A 15467-nucleotide genomic window follows, 5' to 3' on the forward strand; every position below is an offset into this window, starting at 1 on the left:
AATTGATTCAATATTTCGCTTTTGTATTTCTTAATTATTTTAACACATTTTTTAATTTATGATTATTTGAATTGATGGTATAATTTATTTTGTGCTTAGAATAGTGAAATGAGAAAGGGGTTTATATGTGAAAAGTATTTTCATCGCTGGAATTTCCGGGTCAATTGGTCAACAGGCTATAGAAGTGTTAAATAGCGGGTGGTTTAAAGACAATTTTAAGATAGTAGGAGGATCTGTTTATAAGAGTTGGGATAAATTAAAAGAAGCCATCGATAAATACGATCTGATTAGTGCTGGGATAGTTGAAAATATTGAAAATATGCCCAAAACTTTTAATGGTTGTCGCATTTTTACTGGCGCAGATGCTGTTGAAAGGAGCATAGAGTTTTGTAATCCTGATTACTCTCTGATCGCTACTTCTGGTTTTTCTGGGGTTAAAAACACCTTAAAGGCTTTAGAAGTTTCCCAGCGGGTCTGTTTGGCGAATAAAGAATCGATTGTGTGTGGTGGAAATTATGTTTTGGATTATGCTAGCAATCTCAAAAAAGAGATAATCCCTGTTGATAGCGAACACAGTGCAATATTTCAACTTTTGATGGGTGAAACCTCGACTCCAGAGAAGATTATATTAACAGCCAGCGGTGGAGCTTTAAGAGATTACCCAGTTGAAACCCTTGAAAATGTTTCAGTGGAAGAAGTATTAAACCATCCCGTTTGGTCGATGGGGAAAAGAATAACTGTTGATTCTGCATCGATGGTTAATAAGTCTCTTGAATTATTTGAAGCTTTTCATTTATTCAAAATAAACAATATCGAGGTTGCCATCAACAGAAACAGTAGGATTCATTCTATGGTTCAATTTTCTGACGGAGTAATTAAGATGCATTACGGTGTAGCAGATATGAAAATTCCAATAGCTTTTTCGATTTCTTATCCTGAACGAAATTTTGTTTTTGAAAAACCTGATTTATTTTCAGAGAAGATATATTTTGAGGGAGTAGATTTCAATAGATTCCCCGCTTTAAAATTAGCTTATAGCATTCTTGGGAAGGCCCCATTACAAAATGCATTTAACGCCGCAGATGAGGTTGCAGTGGATAGCTTTTTAAAAGGTACAATTAAATTTGGAGATATTTATCGTGTGATATACAAAACGGTAAATGAGGTGCAAACCCAGTATTCTTTTGCAAATGACTTGAGTTTTAATGATTTTGATGATATACTTAAAGTGGATAAAATCAGTAGAAATATAGCGAAAAAATATATTATGGAGGTTATCGAATGACGGTTTTATTATCAATTATTTGGTTTTTGATTATCATATCCGTTATTGTAGTTGTGCATGAATTTGGGCATTTTATTTTTGCGAAAATTTTTAAGACGAGAGTTGAAGAATTCTCTATTGGATTTGGGCCTGCATTATTCAAGATTCCTGGTAAAGAAACCACATTTCGCTTCAATATCATTCCATTGGGTGGTTATGTTAGATTGGCTGGTGAGGAAGTTTTAGAAGAAGGTTATACTGATACTGATCCTGCACTGTTTTACAACAAAAAACCTTTCCAGAAATTTTTGATAGCTTTTGCAGGGCCCTTGTTTTCTTTCCTTTTAGGTTATTTTCTTTTTGTTGGAATAGCTGGTGTTTATGGTTTTCCAGAGGTAATGGTTGAAAGATTAGGAAGGGACAGCGTTGCTCTCCAAGCTGGTCTTGAGCCCGGTGATATCATTAAAACAGCAAATGGTGAGTATGTATTTAACCCTTCGATTTTAGAGATGGAAATAGCTTCTGGGAAACCGTTAGAGTTAATTGTTATAAGAAACGGAGAGGAAGTTAATGTTACATTGATTCCTGAGCTTACCAACGATAGAGCAATTTTCACTTTTTATGATATTGAAAACGCCGAATTGCTCAATTTGAAAAACAAAGAGATTGTTTCACTAAATGGTGAAGAAGATTTATATTTGGTAATGAGCCGAATGGAAAATGGTGATCCAATAGAAATACAGTTAGAAGATGGATCCGTTATTGAAGGTAAGTTAGCTCAATATTCTTATTTTCCGCCCACGTATGAAACAGGTATCGTGTACGCTACTTTTTCAAATGTTATAGCAAAAGGTAACGATTTTTTCCAACAGGGAGATAAAATAATTGAAATTAACGGAGTAGCAATTAATAATGGATCTGATTTGCAAAATATAATTTATCGAACTCAATTGAATACTGGAGAATTAATGTTTGCTGTTTCTGGTAAAGAAATTATTAATGAGTATAAGCCATTTAGTGACGATGCTCTTGAGGTGCTGGTAGAGAGAAACGGTCAGATAATTAATATTGATTTACCCAAAGAAGAATTTTTAGATTTCATCGTTCAGCCTGGGATTTTAGAGGTTCCATACGAAAATTGGCATCCTAAAGGGATTGAGGCTCTTACCGTTCCTATTCAATGGGCAAATAATTTAATTTCTTTAACTTTCAGATCTTTTGGGCAGTTGTTCACGGGTAGGTTAAGCGCTGATCAGCTCGCTGGACCGGTTGGAGCTGCTGCCATAATAGGGCAGGCAGCAATGATTGGTTTTGATGCTATTTTAAATTTAACCGCTTTAATAACTATCAGTTTAGGAGTTTTTAATTTGATTCCAATCCCTGGTTTAGATGGTGGCAGAATTGTTTTTTCTATTTATGAAATGATAACTAGAAAAAGGGTAAGTCCAAAAGTTGAGGCTATAGTGAATACGATAGGATTTTTATTCTTAATATTTTTGATGATCTTCGTCACTTATAACGATATAATGAGATTTTTCTAATAATGAGGTGTTCTAAATGTTCTCAGAAAAAGTAGTGGATGTTGGCGGGGTTAAAATTGGTGGGAAGTATCCCATCGTTATTCAAAGTATGACTAATACGGATACCACTAATATTGAGGAAACATTGTTTCAAATTGAACGATTGAAAAATTCAGGTGCCCAGATTGTAAGGGTATCGGTGAGAAGTAAGGATGACATTCAACCCTTTGGTGAAATCGTTAAGAAATCCCAAGTGCCTTTAGTTGCAGATATTCATTTTGACTACAGGTTAGCAATAGAATCTATTAAGGCCGGTGCTTCGAAAGTAAGAATAAACCCAGGCAACATTGGTTCAGATGTTAAAATACGAGAAATAGTTAAAGTTGCTAAAGAGTACAACGTCCCAATAAGGGTCGGATCTAATTCTGGATCGATCGCTAAGGAATTTTCTGATTTACCCAGACATAAAGCATTGGCTGAAAGTGCTTTAAAAGAAGTTCGATTGCTAGAAAAAGAAGGTTTTTACAATATTGTCGTCTCTGTGAAATCTGTTGATGCTAAAGAAACTTTTGTTGCCAATCAATATCTTTCGAGGTTGATACCTTATCCTTTTCATATAGGAGTTACTGAAGCAGGTGTGTTTGAGGATGCAGTTATATTGTCATCAGCAGGTTTAGGTTCTTTGCTTATAAACGACATCGGAGATACAATCAGAATATCCATCAGCGGGGATCCGGTCAGAGAAGTTGAATTGGCAAAAGATTTGCTAATAGCATTAGGCTTGAAAATAGGGGTAAGAGTGATAGCCTGTCCGACTTGTGCAAGGACGGAAATAGATGTTGAAGGATTAGCCTACGAAGTAAAAAAAATGTTAAAAGGTAAAGAGGTTAAAAAAAATATTACCGTAGCGGTCATGGGATGTGTTGTTAACGGTCCTGGTGAAGCTAAACATTCTGATATCGCCATAGTTGGAACCAAAAATTCATCAGCGGCTATTTTCCTTAAAGGGGAACTTTTCGGTACTTTTAAGAGAAGTGAGATAAGAGAGAAACTTTTTGAGATTATAGAAGAAATTCAGAATTCTTAATTAAAGAAGGGAATACTATGGAGATAGATCCCATTACCGGAAAAAAAATGGATAAAGAGATGAAAAAAAAGAAGATAAAAAAATCTAACGATCAAGATGTTACTGTTTCTGAGGTGAAAGAAAAAGAAGGATTTTTTGATGTATTAGTTGACACAAATATAAAAATTTCTGAAAGTGAGTTAAGGAGTTTGATTGACAATATTCTTAAACTGGGAAACAACTTTGTAAAATCTCCCACCCAATCTAATTTACGAGGATATAGGAATGCTATCAAAGATTTCCTTAAAAGATTGGAGAAACATTGGTATGTGATAAAAAACGATCTTGATTTTAAAAATTCAACACCGCAACTACATATGGTAGCCGAAGTAGTTGATGGCAAACTCATGGAATTGACTGATATGATTTTAAAAAGAGAGAAAAATACTTTAGTGTACGCGTCCAAAATTGACGAAATAAACGGATTGATTTTAGATTTGTACAAATAAAAGTTGTATAGAAGGTGTTTTTTTTGAGTGATTCATTTTTTTATGATACAATAGAAAAAATTCAATCGAAAATAGAAGTAATTAAGGCAAGTTCCATGTGTTTTGTTGCAGAAGATAATTTTATTTTAAATAATTTTAGAGATGAATTATTAAATTCAGTTTCAGCTTTCAATCAGTTAGATACATTAATTATTAAACCTTCTGGTGGAAATATTAAGATAGAGCAAGTTAGGGATGTGGAAGAGTTTTTAATGTATAAACCTAACTTTGCAAAGGTGAAGGTTGTTTTTTTTGAGGATATTGATAGATTGAACATAGAAGCAGCAAATGCCGCACTCAAATTAATCGAAGAGCCTCCAGAATATGCTTTAGTATTTGGAACTACTACGAGATGGAATTATTTGTTGCCAACCATAAAAAGTCGTTTTATAAGGTATGATCTTTCGATCCCTTCACTTTTGGTTGAAAATATTAATCGCAAATATGGTGAAATAGCGATTTATTTCAATTTTTTCCGACATTATGATTTGGGGGTTTTATTGTTTCTGAACGATGAAAGTACCGATGTTTCTAAAGTTAAAGATGAGGTAGAGAGGGTACTTAACTTTTCATCCAACAATATCGATGAATTGATAAGCAATTTTAAATTATCTCTTGATTTGCCATACAACAAACTGAAGTTTTCTCTTTCATATTATAAATTGTGGAATATATTAATAAATTCAGACGATAAAGAGTTCTTTTATCTAATAAAAAATATTTCTCAAATAAAAAATGATGTTGAAAATTTATCTTTTTTAAGTAATATATCTTCTTTAGGTGCTATTTTGTTGAGAGATGCGATGGTATTTTTGAATTCTTCCAAATGGAAATTTTTTTGGAACAACTCGTTAGTTTATTTCTTTGGCTTAAATGAACATATTGTTAATTTAGAGCAAATTAAAGATAATATATCATATTTGAATAGGGTATCTACGATGAGATTGGCTAACTTTAACTTTGAAATGGAAATATTTACCCATTTTTTTAGAATTAAAAGATGCTTTATTAGAACCATTAAATAATAATACAATGGGAGTGAAATCTTTTGATAGATCTTGAAGCTGAAGTTTATGGGGTAGAATTGGAAAAGTTAGGTCCCATATATTACTATAATTATATAGGAATCGAAAAAATCAATATATTTGATTATGTTTTGGTTCAAACAGAAAATGGAATAGAAGTTGGTAGGGTTGTGTTGGGCCCTGTTACAATGAGGTTTGAAGAAATAGGCTATGAACCCAACTCAATTATTAGAAGGGTTTCAGACGAAGACAAACAACAAGTAGAAGACAATGTTAAACTAGCCGAAGAAGTTGCACAATATGCAAAACAGATGGTTAGAGAATTAGGATTAAAAATGAGGATTCTTGATGCCGATTTTACTTTTGATAGATCAAAATTGGTAATTTACTTTGGTTCCGATGTTAGAATCGATTTCAGAGAATTGGTAAAGATATTAGCTAAAAGGTACAAAACAAGAATAGAACTTAAACAAGTAGGAGCTAGGGATGAAGTAAAGAAGATTGGATCAATTGGCTTATGTGGACAAGAGGCTTGTTGTAGCAGATTTCTGAGAGATTTTTCTTCTATAAAGATGGAGCTAGCTAAAACCCAACAGATGATGATTAACACAGCTAAAATTTCGGGTAGATGTGGTAAGCTTCTTTGTTGTTTGAAATATGAAAATGATTTTTATAAAGAAGTCCTTAAAAATGTGCCAAATGAGAACTCTACAATAGAATACGATGGAAAGCCAGCTAGAGTTGTAACGGTCAACGTGTTCTTGAAAGAAGTCTCGCTACAAGTAATAGAAGAAAATCAACCAATCTTAATCAAAGTTCCTTTTTCCTATTTCAACAATGGTGATTCTTAAGTTCAACTGCCCCCGTCTAACGACGGAGGCGGAAAGGTTGTGAGAAGATGGATAAGGTTATTTCAAAGAAGGGCTGAATATGGATATTAAATATCCTGAAAGGAGTGAGAAAAACTACTGCATTCCTTTCATTAGTGGAATAGTTACTCTGCCGCAGTAGTTTTTCATGATCATATGAGAACAATTGCAGCTATATTCATAACAATCGGTATTTTGTTCTTAATAATAGGGTTGATGTTTGCATTTAATATAAAACTTGGTAGACTCCCCGGAGATATAATAATAAAAAGAGAAAATTTCGTTTTATATATTCCTATTACAACGATGCTTATTGTTAGTGGATTAGTCACATTACTATCAATTATCGTTCGAAGATTTTTCTAATAATGAATGTAAATTCCTTGGAGGTGTATTCGTTGAAAAAAAATTTAAAAGAACTAAAAAACTTGTCGGTTATCGCCAGAGGAGATATATTGAAGATGACCACTGTGGCTAATTCTGGTCACCCCGCAGGGTCTATGTCTTCTATTGACATGTTTTTATCGGTTTTAAATAGGGCAAATATATTCCCAGATGATCCGTTTAATCCAGATAGAGACAGGATCGTGGTTAGTCATGGTCACACTTCACCAGGATTCTATGTGGCTTTAGCAAGGATGGGCTTTGTAGACATAGAAGAAGTTATTTCAGGATTCAGATATGCTGGGAGCATATTTGAAGGGCATGTTACCCGTGGAATACCTGGTGTTGAGTGGTCAACAGGCAATTTAGGTCAAGGTTTATCAGCTGGGATAGGAATGGCTTTGGCAGCGAAAAAGAGGGGAAAAGACTATAGAGTTTACGTATTTAGTAGTGATGGAGAAAGCTCAAAAGGGCAAATTGCAGAAGCTCGAAGAACTGCCATAAAAGAAGGCTTAAATAACCTAATAGTGTTACTTGATTACAACGATATTCAAATATCCGGAAGAGCCAGAGATATCTTATCAGTAAATATAGTTGGAGAATATGAAGCGGCTGGCTGGAACGTTATAGAAATCGATGGACACAATTTTGATCAAATCAATAAGGCTTTAGAAGTAGCTGAAAATGAACCATTAAGGCCAACTGTGATTGTAGCTAAGACGATTATAGGGAAAGGCGTTTCTTTTATGGAAAACACCCCAACCTATCACGGTAAAGCACTCACTAAAGAACAGCTAAGTAAAGCTTTAGAAGAATTAGGTTTAGAAAACGATGTGGAAAAGTACATTGAAAAAAGAAAAAATATGGCTTTAACTAGGGATAAACTAAGTTATCCAAATATTGAATTAAATGTTGAGACAGGACAACCTATAGTATATGGCAAGGGAGAAAAGGTTGCCAATCGTAATGCTTTTGGTAACGCTATTGCTGATCTTGCGAAACTGAACATGGAGAATTTTCCAGTAGTTGCGATCGATTGTGATCTGAAACCATCCGTTAATTTGGAAAAATTTGAAAAAGTCAATCCCGAAGGTTATATTCAAATTGGTATTGAGGAGCATAACGCAGCCACCATTGGAGGAGCATTGTCCGTTAGTGGAGCATTAACTTTTTTCGCTGATTTTGGGGTATTTGGCTTGGATGAGGCATTTAATCAGCAAAGATTAAACGATATTAATCACACTAATTTAAAGACTGTTGTCACCCACTGTGGTATCGATGTTGGAGAAGATGGTAAGACTCATCATGAAGTTAATTATATTGGGATAGTCAGAAGTTTATACCATACTAAATTGATCGTACCTTGTGATGCCAATCAAACTGATAAAGCGATTAGGTATGCTGCCAAAGTTCCTGGCAACTTTGTGATTGCAATGGGAAGGTCCTCCTTGCCAATCTTGTTAGATGAAGAGGGTAACGTTTATTACAATAACGATTATAACTTCGAGTATGGGAAGTTGGATGTTTTTAGAAAAGGTAGAGACCTAACAGTATTCACATACGGAAGCTTCGCTCATTTAGCGGTGGAAGCTGCTGATAAGTTGAAAGAAGAAGATATACATATTACAGTCATTGGTGTACCGACTCCTTTAGATTTTGACCTTACTCAAGTGAAAGAATACGTAGACAATACTATAGTATTAACCTTAGAAGATCACAACGTAGAAAATGGTTTGTCAAATGAACTGTCAAAAGCTATGATCAAAAATTCTATGAAACCTTCTTATTTTGAACCTATGGGATTAAAAGAATATGCACCGTCTGGAACAATCAAAGATTTGCTAAGGGTTCATGGATTTGATGTAGAATCGCTAGTAAAAAAGATGAAAGGATTAATTGAGAGCAAATGAAGCATGAGGATGATTTAAAATTAACCTTGCAAGAGGAACAAAATGTAAAAAAAGCAAAAAAGGAGCTCCTATTGCCACCATGCGTGAAAGAAAGCGTGTTGTTTGAAGCGTTGTGTCATAAATCCTACGTTTTTGACAACGAAAATATTCAAAGAAAACTTGATTCTAATGAAAGGTTAGAATTTCTCGGAGATGCCGTTTTAGAGTTAGTTATCTCCGAGTTTCTTTACAATAATTATCACCTTTCTGAGGGAGAAATGTCAAAGGCGAGGGCTATAATAGGAAGCGAAATTATTTTAGCAGAAGTTGCTTTAAAGTTGAGGTTAGACGACTTTATTTTTTTAAGTAAAGGTGAAGACAAACAAGGTGGGCGAACGAAAAAGTCAATTTTATCTGATACTATGGAGGCTTTGTTTGCTTGTATTTATCTTAGCTGCGGTTATGAAAAGGCAAAGAAGTATATTATAAAAAACATGAAGGAGTACATCGAGAACGCTGTTGAAGGGAATATTTTTCTCGATTATAAGACGAAGTTACAAGAATTAACTCAAGAAAAAACAAAAAAATTGCCTGAATATGTGTTATTGAGTGCTTCTGGGCCCTCACATATGAAAAGATACAAGGTAGCAGTAAAATTAGATGATGAGATACTAGGAATAGGCGAAGGCTTTTCAAAAAAATTTGCGGAACAATTAGCAGCAAAAATTGCTTGTGAGAAGTTTTTGGATTCTATTGGTGGAAATGATGTCGTTGATTAAAGAAATTGAATTCGTTATTTTAAAGAACACATCTTCAGTTTCACTAACAGCGAATTATTGCTACCTGAACTGCAAACATTGTGGCCGCCATTATCTAAATAATATGGCAAGAGTAAAAGATATTGAAGATTTAGTAAAAAAAGGGTTCACTTCTTTTTTAATTAGTGGTGGATTATTGGAAGATAGAAAGGTCCCAATTACTAATTTTGCCGATACACTATATACTCTAAAAACTAAATACAATTTGAAATACAACGTGCATACAGGGTACGTAGATGAAAGTGACATACATGTTTTAAAAAAGATCGCGGATACCGTATCTTTTGATCTGGTTGGAGATCAGCAAACGGTAAAAGAGGTTTATGGGGAATTTGATTATGATAAGATGTGGACTTCTTTCGAATTACTTGTAAATAATGATTTCGTTGTTAAACCACATATTACCATAGGTTTGAATAAAGGAGAATTTTCTCATGAACAAAAAGCAATTGAAAAATTAAAGAAATTTGGAGATCGGATAGATGAAATTATATTTCTAGTTTTTATACCCACGGTTGGAACTGAATTCTATTCTTATCAACCTCCAAAAGTGGCTGAAGTTGTTTCTTTTCTTTCAAGGGTAAGAAACGATTTTTCACATAAAAAGTTAACCTTAGGTTGTATGCATCCTAAAGGGAAATATAGAGAAGAACTACAAACCGAGCTTTTGGGTATTGTAAATAAAATTGTTCAACCTATCGGCAAAGTTATAGAAAAAGCCGAAAGAGAAAATTTCCAGATTAGCTATAGTTACGAATGTTGTGCGTTCTCCTCCAACGGTCGGGTGGGGAGCGGGGCTAGAGGCGCTATATAAAGTTTTAGAGTTTCTAAAAGGCTGCATGATGAGTGGAGGTATATTGTAGAATGGATATTTTACCTTCTTACATGAAGTTATATGAATCAGGTGAACTTCATAGAAGACGTGATTATTTGATCAAACGCTTAGAAGAATGTGATCTTTGCCCTCGTCAGTGTAAAGTAAATAGGCTAAAAAATGTGGGATCTTGTAGGGTAGGGAATGAAATAAAAATTTCCGAATACGTTCTTTATCCGGGAGAAGAGCCTGTATTAAAAGGAGAAAATGGTGCAGGTGGTGTCTTCTTTAGCAATTGCACGATGAGATGTGTGTACTGTCAGAATTTCAATTTCAGTCAGTTGGGTTTCGGAAAGAAGATTTCTACTGAAGAGTTGGGAGAAATTTTCTTAAAATTGCAGAATGAAATGAAGGCCGCTAATTTAGATTTGGTAACAGCAACTCCATACTTACCTTTTATTTTTGATGCTTTAATATATGCAGTAGAAGGGGGATTTCGCTTGCCTATAGTATGGAACTCTTCATCTTATGAAAGTATAGAGACTTTGAAGTTAATGGAAGATGTCGTTGATATTTATTTGGCTGATATAAGGTATACTAGCAATATTGTGGGTAAACGATATTCAGGGGTAAAAGATTACTGGAGTAATGCCAAATTAGCTGTTAAAGAGATGTATCGTCAAATTGGAGAAACTTTTCTGGTAGATGAAAAGTCTAATATTTTAAAAAGAGGAATAATAATTCGTATTCTAGTATTACCGAATTTAATAAACCAAGCAAAAGAAGCCTTAAAATTCTTAAAGTATGAAATCTCGGAAAAGATACATGTCAGCTTAATGGACCAATATGTTCCGGTTTATAAGGCTAAAAATTTTGAAAAGTTATCAAGATATTTATATAAATCAGAATATCAGGAAGTAGTCGATTATTTGTATGAATTAGGGTTTGAAAATGGTTGGATTCAGACTCACAATTTAAAAGAAGATAATGAAGTTTTTTCAACGTCACAATAAACATTGGTGACTATCCGAGGGGTGATTTCATGAAAGAAATAGAACTAATGAGGTACGTTCTTGATCAGTTACAAGATGGAGTAATGGCAATAGATGAAAGGGAAAGAATTTTTTACATAAACGATGCCGCCTGTAGGGTTTTAGGTGTTGATAAAGAAAAAATAATTGGACAAAATGTAGTTGAAAATGTTCCTAATACTAGATTGCACGTTGTTTTAAGAACAGGTGAACCAGAATTCGACAAACTACAGAGTTTAGGGGATAAAGTAATTTTAACTTCTCGTATCCCTATAAAAAATGATAATAATGAAACTATTGCTGTTGCCGCTGTTTTTAGAGATATCACTACATTACAAAAGTTAGCTGAAGAGATCACTAATTTAAGAGAAATGGAAGCTCTACTGAGTTCCATAATTGATTCCACTTCAGATGCAATTTCTGTCGCAGATCAAGAAGGTCGTGTGACTATGGTCAACAGAGCTTACACAAGAATCACAGGATTAACACCAAGAGAGGTCATTGGTAAACCTGCAACTATAGATTTGGCAGAAGGTGAAAGTTTACATATTCAATGTGCAAAAGAGAAAAAACCTATATACAATGTAAAAAAAAGATTAGCCACGAACAAAAAAGAAGTAGTAGCAAGCGTTACCCCACTTTTTGTTAAAAATGAGTTTAAGGGAAGCGTCGCCGTTATTCATGACATTTCCGAAATTCAAAGATTGATAAACGAATTAGAAGCTACAAAAAGGATGTTGAAAAAAGAAAGTGCCACACATACCTTTGATGATTTAGTCGTTAAATCTGAAATTATGAAAGATGTTGTTGCCCAAGCAAGTAAAGTAGCCTCAGTAGACGTCAACCTTTTATTAATAGGCGAATTTGGAGTAGGGAAAGAGGTACTAGCACAAGCTATTCACAACGCAAGTGCGAGGAAAGAGGGACCGTATTTCAAATTAAACTTTTCTTTGATCCCAAGAGAAAGACAAGAAGAATACCTTTTTGGGGAGAATAGCTATCTGGCACAAGCGAATGAAGGGACCCTTTTTTTGGAAAATATTGATCTCATGGATATAGAAATGCAAAGAAAACTTTTAGCTTTCCTTAAAGACAATGTTTTTGATACCAATTATTACGATTTTATTCCTGATGTTAGGTTCATTTTTGCAACTACTGAAGATTTAAAGATTCTTTCTGGTTTGGGTAAATTTTCTAAAGAGCTTTTATACAAAATTTCAGTAGTAAATATAGAAGTTCCACCGTTAAGAGAAAGAAAGGAAGACATTCCTGAACTTGCTCAGCAACTATTACATAATCTAAATAGAAAGTATGGAAGAATAGTTTATGGATTTACTGAAGATGCCTTGAAGAAATTGATGAATTATTCGTGGCCTGGGAACATAAGAGAGTTGGAAAACGTTATTGACCGGGCTATGTTGGCAATGGACAACAGCGATTCCATAGTTACTTCCACGCACATTCCCGATTTGATAGAAAAGGTTGAAGAAGTCACAGGAACGCTTAAGGAAATGACAGAAGATTTCGAAAAAAAGATAATTCTGGAAATCCTTGAAGCAAGTCACGGTAATAAAACAGAAGTTGCCCGAAAATTAGGCTTAACCGTTAGGAACCTTTATTATAAGCTGGATAGATACGGAATTAAGTGAAATTTTTATGTGAATAGGGGGATGAACATTGAAGTTTGAATTTCGTCTAGAGCGATTGAAAGACCTAAAAAAAATTTTAGAAGATAATGCAAGAATGGAATTGGGTAAAAAAAGTAAACAAAGGCAATTAGTTGAAGACGAAATCAAACAGATTAGCAATAAGATTGATACCTTTTCAGATGAATTTACAAAAGAAGTAAAAGATACCATATCGATTACTAAATTATCAAACATGATAGAGTATAAAAATCATTTAAATGAGCAATTATCACAACTACATTTAGTATTACATGAAAAACTGCAAGAAGAAGAAATTGCCCGACAAAATTATTTAAAGGCCAAGAACGAAAAAGATATCCTTCAAAAACTTAAAGATAAAAGATTTGACGAATTTAAAATTCAGGAAAAGAGGGCGAATATAAAAGAACTAGATGAAATTGCTAGATTAAACCATCAACCAAGGGAGGAGAATTATGAATAAGATCAAAGTTTTGTTTTTGTGTTCGAGAAATTCTGCAAGAAGTCAGATGGCTCAGGCATTTTTGAAAAAATACGGAAATGATAAGTTTGAGGCTTACAGTGCAGGTTTAGAAGCAAGTGAAATTCATCCTTTGACCATAAAAGTCATGGAAGAAAAAGGAATATCTATGTCCGAGCAATACTCAAAAAGTTTGGATATATACTTGAACGATAGGTTTGGTTTTCTAATAACCGTCTGTTCCAAAGCAGAAAAAGAATGTCCTTTTTTCCCGGGCGTTAGTATAAGGCTATATTGGCCCTTTGATGATCCCGCCGCTGCCAAAGGTTCTGAAGAAGAACAGTTAGAAGTATTTCGAAAGGTAAGGGATCAAATAGAAAAAAAGATAATTGATTTCGTGGAAAATACTGATAAATACTCTAATATAAAAGATAATTTTCGAGTGTAACTACTTTATTATATTTACTTTTTTTCAAAGAATTAACCTTCAGCTAAAGTTTGTTTGCTATAATAAATTCATAAAAAAATTAATAAAGAAAAAACCTCTTTCTGTATAATGCCGATAATAAGGTTCGGCAGTTTCTACCAAACAGCCGTAAACTGTTTGACTACAGTAAGAGGGGTGTGAGATTTTGTATTTCAATATCCTACCTCTCTACTGTATGAGAGGTAGGATTTTTTATTTCAACATTTTAAAAAAGGAGAGATAACTTTGAGTAAGAAAGTCCTTTTGATATCTGGAAGTCAATCAGATGAGATTTTTGTAAAAACAGCCATTGACCTCTTTGAAGAATGGAAGATAAGTTACGACTATAAGGTGTTTAGTGCTCACAGAAATTTGAAAGAGCTAACAAAATTTATCGAAGAACTTCCAAGTAACGAATATTGTGTCATAATAGCTGTTGCCGGTCTTTCTGCTGCCTTGCCTGGTGTAATTGCTTCATTGACTAATCTCCCCGTTGTTGGCGTCCCTAGAGATGTAGGCCCTTTAAATGGAATAGATGCATTACTTTCTATGGTACAGATGCCTAGTGGGGTGCCTGTTGCAACCATGGGAATTGGAAGTAGTGGGATGAAAAATGCTGCATACTTTGCAAAAAGGTTGATAGAAGGTGAAAGAGATGGAAAATAATGAAAATTTTTTGCTTTTGTACGAAGGGAAAGCCAAAAAAGTATACAAGTTTGATGAGAAGAAATTGTTGATAGAATTCAAAGATGATGTGACAGCATTCAACGGATTAAAAAAAGATCAAATCCTTAACAAAGGAAAAATCAACAAAGGAATTTCTAAGTTCTTTTTTGAAATGCTGAATAATCAAGGTATAAATACCCATTACATCAACGATTACGATGAAAACTCTTTCGTTGCAAAATGGACAGATTTAATTCCTCTTGAGGTTATAATTAGAAATTACACTGCCGGTAGTTTTTGTAAGAGATATGGAGTGAAAAAGGGATTGATGTTTGATTATCCTTTAGTTGAATTTTCTTTGAAAAATGACGAGTTAGGGGATCCCATGATTACCAAAGATGCTATCCTTCTTTTGAAAATTACCACAGAAAACGTATTGGATGAAATCACTTCTATTTCTAAAAAAGTCAACAATATTTTAAGTGATTATTTAAAATCTAAAGGAATTATTTTGGTGGATTTTAAATTAGAGTTCGGAATCAGTAAAAACGATAACAAAGTTACGTTGATCGATGAGATCTCTCCTGATACGTGCCGTTTTTGGGACGCAAATACTATGGAATCTCTTGACAAAGATGTGTATAGAGAAGATAAAGGGGATCTCATAAACGCCTACGAAGTATTACTTGGGAGGTTAGATATATGATGATTAAAGAGGAGCAGAAAACCTTCCGGTTTGAAGTAAAAGTAAAGTTAAGGGAAGGAATTTTAGATCCACAGGGAGCTACTACTTTCAAGGTTTTAAGAAGGTTGAATTACAACGTTGAAAGTGTAAGATTTGGAAAAATTATTGAGTTAGAAATAAAAGAAGATAACTATGAAACAGCTAAAGATAAAGCTAAAGAAATAGCATATAAAATTTTAACCAATCCTGTTTTAGAGGATTATGAAATCATAGATATGAATAGGAAGTGAATAGT

17 protein-coding genes and 1 riboswitch are annotated in these 15467 nt (G+C 33.9%); all 17 genes read left to right on the forward strand.

Going from position 1 to position 15467, the window contains the following annotated elements; translation table 11 throughout:
• Window positions 1-127: 127 nt before the first annotated feature.
• The 17 genes from dxr to purS all read left to right on the forward strand — a co-directional run bounded on the left by dxr (window position 128) and on the right by purS (window position 15462).
• On the forward strand, window positions 128-1285 hold the full coding sequence (dxr, locus tag X926_RS02260; protein ID WP_103064818.1) for a 1-deoxy-D-xylulose-5-phosphate reductoisomerase: 1158 nt from the start codon (window positions 128-130) through the stop codon (window positions 1283-1285).
• Window positions 1282-2805 (forward strand): RIP metalloprotease RseP, encoded by a 1524-nt coding sequence (rseP, locus tag X926_RS02265; RefSeq protein ID WP_103064819.1) that lies wholly within the window; start codon window positions 1282-1284, stop codon window positions 2803-2805. Before dxr ends, rseP begins: the two co-directional genes overlap by 4 nt.
• 16 nt (window positions 2806-2821) lie before the next feature.
• Window positions 2822-3871: a flavodoxin-dependent (E)-4-hydroxy-3-methylbut-2-enyl-diphosphate synthase gene (gene ispG, locus X926_RS02270; protein WP_103064820.1), complete on the forward strand. Its 1050-nt coding sequence runs from the start codon at window positions 2822-2824 to the stop codon at window positions 3869-3871.
• Between the two features lie 17 nt (window positions 3872-3888).
• A complete protein-coding gene (locus X926_RS02275; protein ID WP_012209726.1) occupies window positions 3889-4359 on the forward strand; it encodes a YaaR family protein in 471 nt (156 codons plus the stop codon).
• Window positions 4360-4382: 23 nt separating this feature from the next.
• A complete protein-coding gene (locus X926_RS02280; protein WP_103064821.1) occupies window positions 4383-5423 on the forward strand; it encodes a hypothetical protein in 1041 nt (346 codons plus the stop codon).
• Between the two features lie 23 nt (window positions 5424-5446).
• Window positions 5447-6274: a regulatory iron-sulfur-containing complex subunit RicT gene (locus X926_RS02285; RefSeq protein ID WP_199171157.1), complete on the forward strand. Its 828-nt coding sequence runs from the start codon at window positions 5447-5449 to the stop codon at window positions 6272-6274.
• Window positions 6275-6508: 234 nt separating this feature from the next.
• A complete protein-coding gene (locus X926_RS02290) occupies window positions 6509-6658 on the forward strand; it encodes a DUF2905 domain-containing protein (RefSeq protein WP_233186661.1) in 150 nt (49 codons plus the stop codon).
• A gap of 2 nt (window positions 6659-6660) precedes the next feature.
• On the forward strand, window positions 6661-8586 hold the full coding sequence (locus X926_RS02295; protein ID WP_369973668.1) for a transketolase: 1926 nt from the start codon (window positions 6661-6663) through the stop codon (window positions 8584-8586).
• Window positions 8583-9344, forward strand: a complete 762-nt coding sequence (gene rnc, locus X926_RS02300) for a ribonuclease III (protein WP_012209731.1) — start codon at window positions 8583-8585, stop codon at window positions 9342-9344. Before X926_RS02295 ends, rnc begins: the two co-directional genes overlap by 4 nt.
• The gene (locus tag X926_RS02305) at window positions 9328-10197 is read left to right on the forward strand and encodes a radical SAM protein (protein ID WP_233186657.1); all 870 of its coding nucleotides are present in this window, start codon (window positions 9328-9330) and stop codon (window positions 10195-10197) included. Before rnc ends, X926_RS02305 begins: the two co-directional genes overlap by 17 nt.
• A gap of 50 nt (window positions 10198-10247) precedes the next feature.
• On the forward strand, window positions 10248-11210 hold the full coding sequence (locus tag X926_RS02310) for a 4Fe-4S cluster-binding domain-containing protein (RefSeq protein ID WP_103064825.1): 963 nt from the start codon (window positions 10248-10250) through the stop codon (window positions 11208-11210).
• A gap of 29 nt (window positions 11211-11239) precedes the next feature.
• On the forward strand, window positions 11240-12877 hold the full coding sequence (locus X926_RS02315) for a sigma-54-dependent Fis family transcriptional regulator (RefSeq protein ID WP_103064826.1): 1638 nt from the start codon (window positions 11240-11242) through the stop codon (window positions 12875-12877).
• Between the two features lie 28 nt (window positions 12878-12905).
• A complete protein-coding gene (fliJ, locus tag X926_RS02320; protein ID WP_012209736.1) occupies window positions 12906-13358 on the forward strand; it encodes a flagellar export protein FliJ in 453 nt (150 codons plus the stop codon).
• Entirely contained in the window at window positions 13351-13803 is a 453-nt protein-coding gene (locus X926_RS02325; RefSeq protein ID WP_103064827.1) for an arsenate reductase ArsC, read from the forward strand. Before fliJ ends, X926_RS02325 begins: the two co-directional genes overlap by 8 nt.
• Before the next feature lie 81 nt (window positions 13804-13884).
• Window positions 13885-13986: riboswitch (purine riboswitch) on the forward strand.
• Between the two features lie 81 nt (window positions 13987-14067).
• Window positions 14068-14487, forward strand: coding sequence for an AIR carboxylase family protein (locus X926_RS02330; protein WP_103064828.1), 420 nt, complete (start codon window positions 14068-14070; stop codon window positions 14485-14487).
• Entirely contained in the window at window positions 14477-15193 is a 717-nt protein-coding gene (purC, locus tag X926_RS02335; RefSeq protein ID WP_103064829.1) for a phosphoribosylaminoimidazolesuccinocarboxamide synthase, read from the forward strand. Before X926_RS02330 ends, purC begins: the two co-directional genes overlap by 11 nt.
• Window positions 15190-15462 (forward strand): phosphoribosylformylglycinamidine synthase subunit PurS, encoded by a 273-nt coding sequence (gene purS / locus X926_RS02340; RefSeq protein ID WP_103064830.1) that lies wholly within the window; start codon window positions 15190-15192, stop codon window positions 15460-15462. Before purC ends, purS begins: the two co-directional genes overlap by 4 nt.
• Window positions 15463-15467: the final 5 nt, after the last annotated feature.

It is taken from the genome of Petrotoga sp. HWHPT.55.6.3 (genome assembly GCF_002895495.1).
In the GTDB taxonomy this organism is placed as follows: domain Bacteria; phylum Thermotogota; class Thermotogae; order Petrotogales; family Petrotogaceae; genus Petrotoga; species Petrotoga mobilis.

Coding starts and splice junctions, on each gene's coding strand:
- rseP (WP_103064819.1), top strand. CDS start 1,282: ATGACGGTTTTATTATCAATTATTTGGTTTTTGATTATCATATCCGTT.
- X926_RS02295 (WP_369973668.1), top strand. CDS start 6,661: ATGAATGTAAATTCCTTGGAGGTGTATTCGTTGAAAAAAAATTTAAAA.
- X926_RS02275 (WP_012209726.1), top strand. CDS start 3,889: ATGGAGATAGATCCCATTACCGGAAAAAAAATGGATAAAGAGATGAAA.
- purC (WP_103064829.1), top strand. CDS start 14,477: ATGGAAAATAATGAAAATTTTTTGCTTTTGTACGAAGGGAAAGCCAAA.
- rnc (WP_012209731.1), top strand. CDS start 8,583: ATGAAGCATGAGGATGATTTAAAATTAACCTTGCAAGAGGAACAAAAT.
- X926_RS02325 (WP_103064827.1), top strand. CDS start 13,351: ATGAATAAGATCAAAGTTTTGTTTTTGTGTTCGAGAAATTCTGCAAGA.
- X926_RS02305 (WP_233186657.1), top strand. CDS start 9,328: ATGATGTCGTTGATTAAAGAAATTGAATTCGTTATTTTAAAGAACACA.
- ispG (WP_103064820.1), top strand. CDS start 2,822: ATGTTCTCAGAAAAAGTAGTGGATGTTGGCGGGGTTAAAATTGGTGGG.
- X926_RS02290 (WP_233186661.1), top strand. CDS start 6,509: ATGTTTGCATTTAATATAAAACTTGGTAGACTCCCCGGAGATATAATA.
- X926_RS02310 (WP_103064825.1), top strand. CDS start 10,248: ATGGATATTTTACCTTCTTACATGAAGTTATATGAATCAGGTGAACTT.
- purS (WP_103064830.1), top strand. CDS start 15,190: ATGATGATTAAAGAGGAGCAGAAAACCTTCCGGTTTGAAGTAAAAGTA.
- X926_RS02315 (WP_103064826.1), top strand. CDS start 11,240: ATGAAAGAAATAGAACTAATGAGGTACGTTCTTGATCAGTTACAAGAT.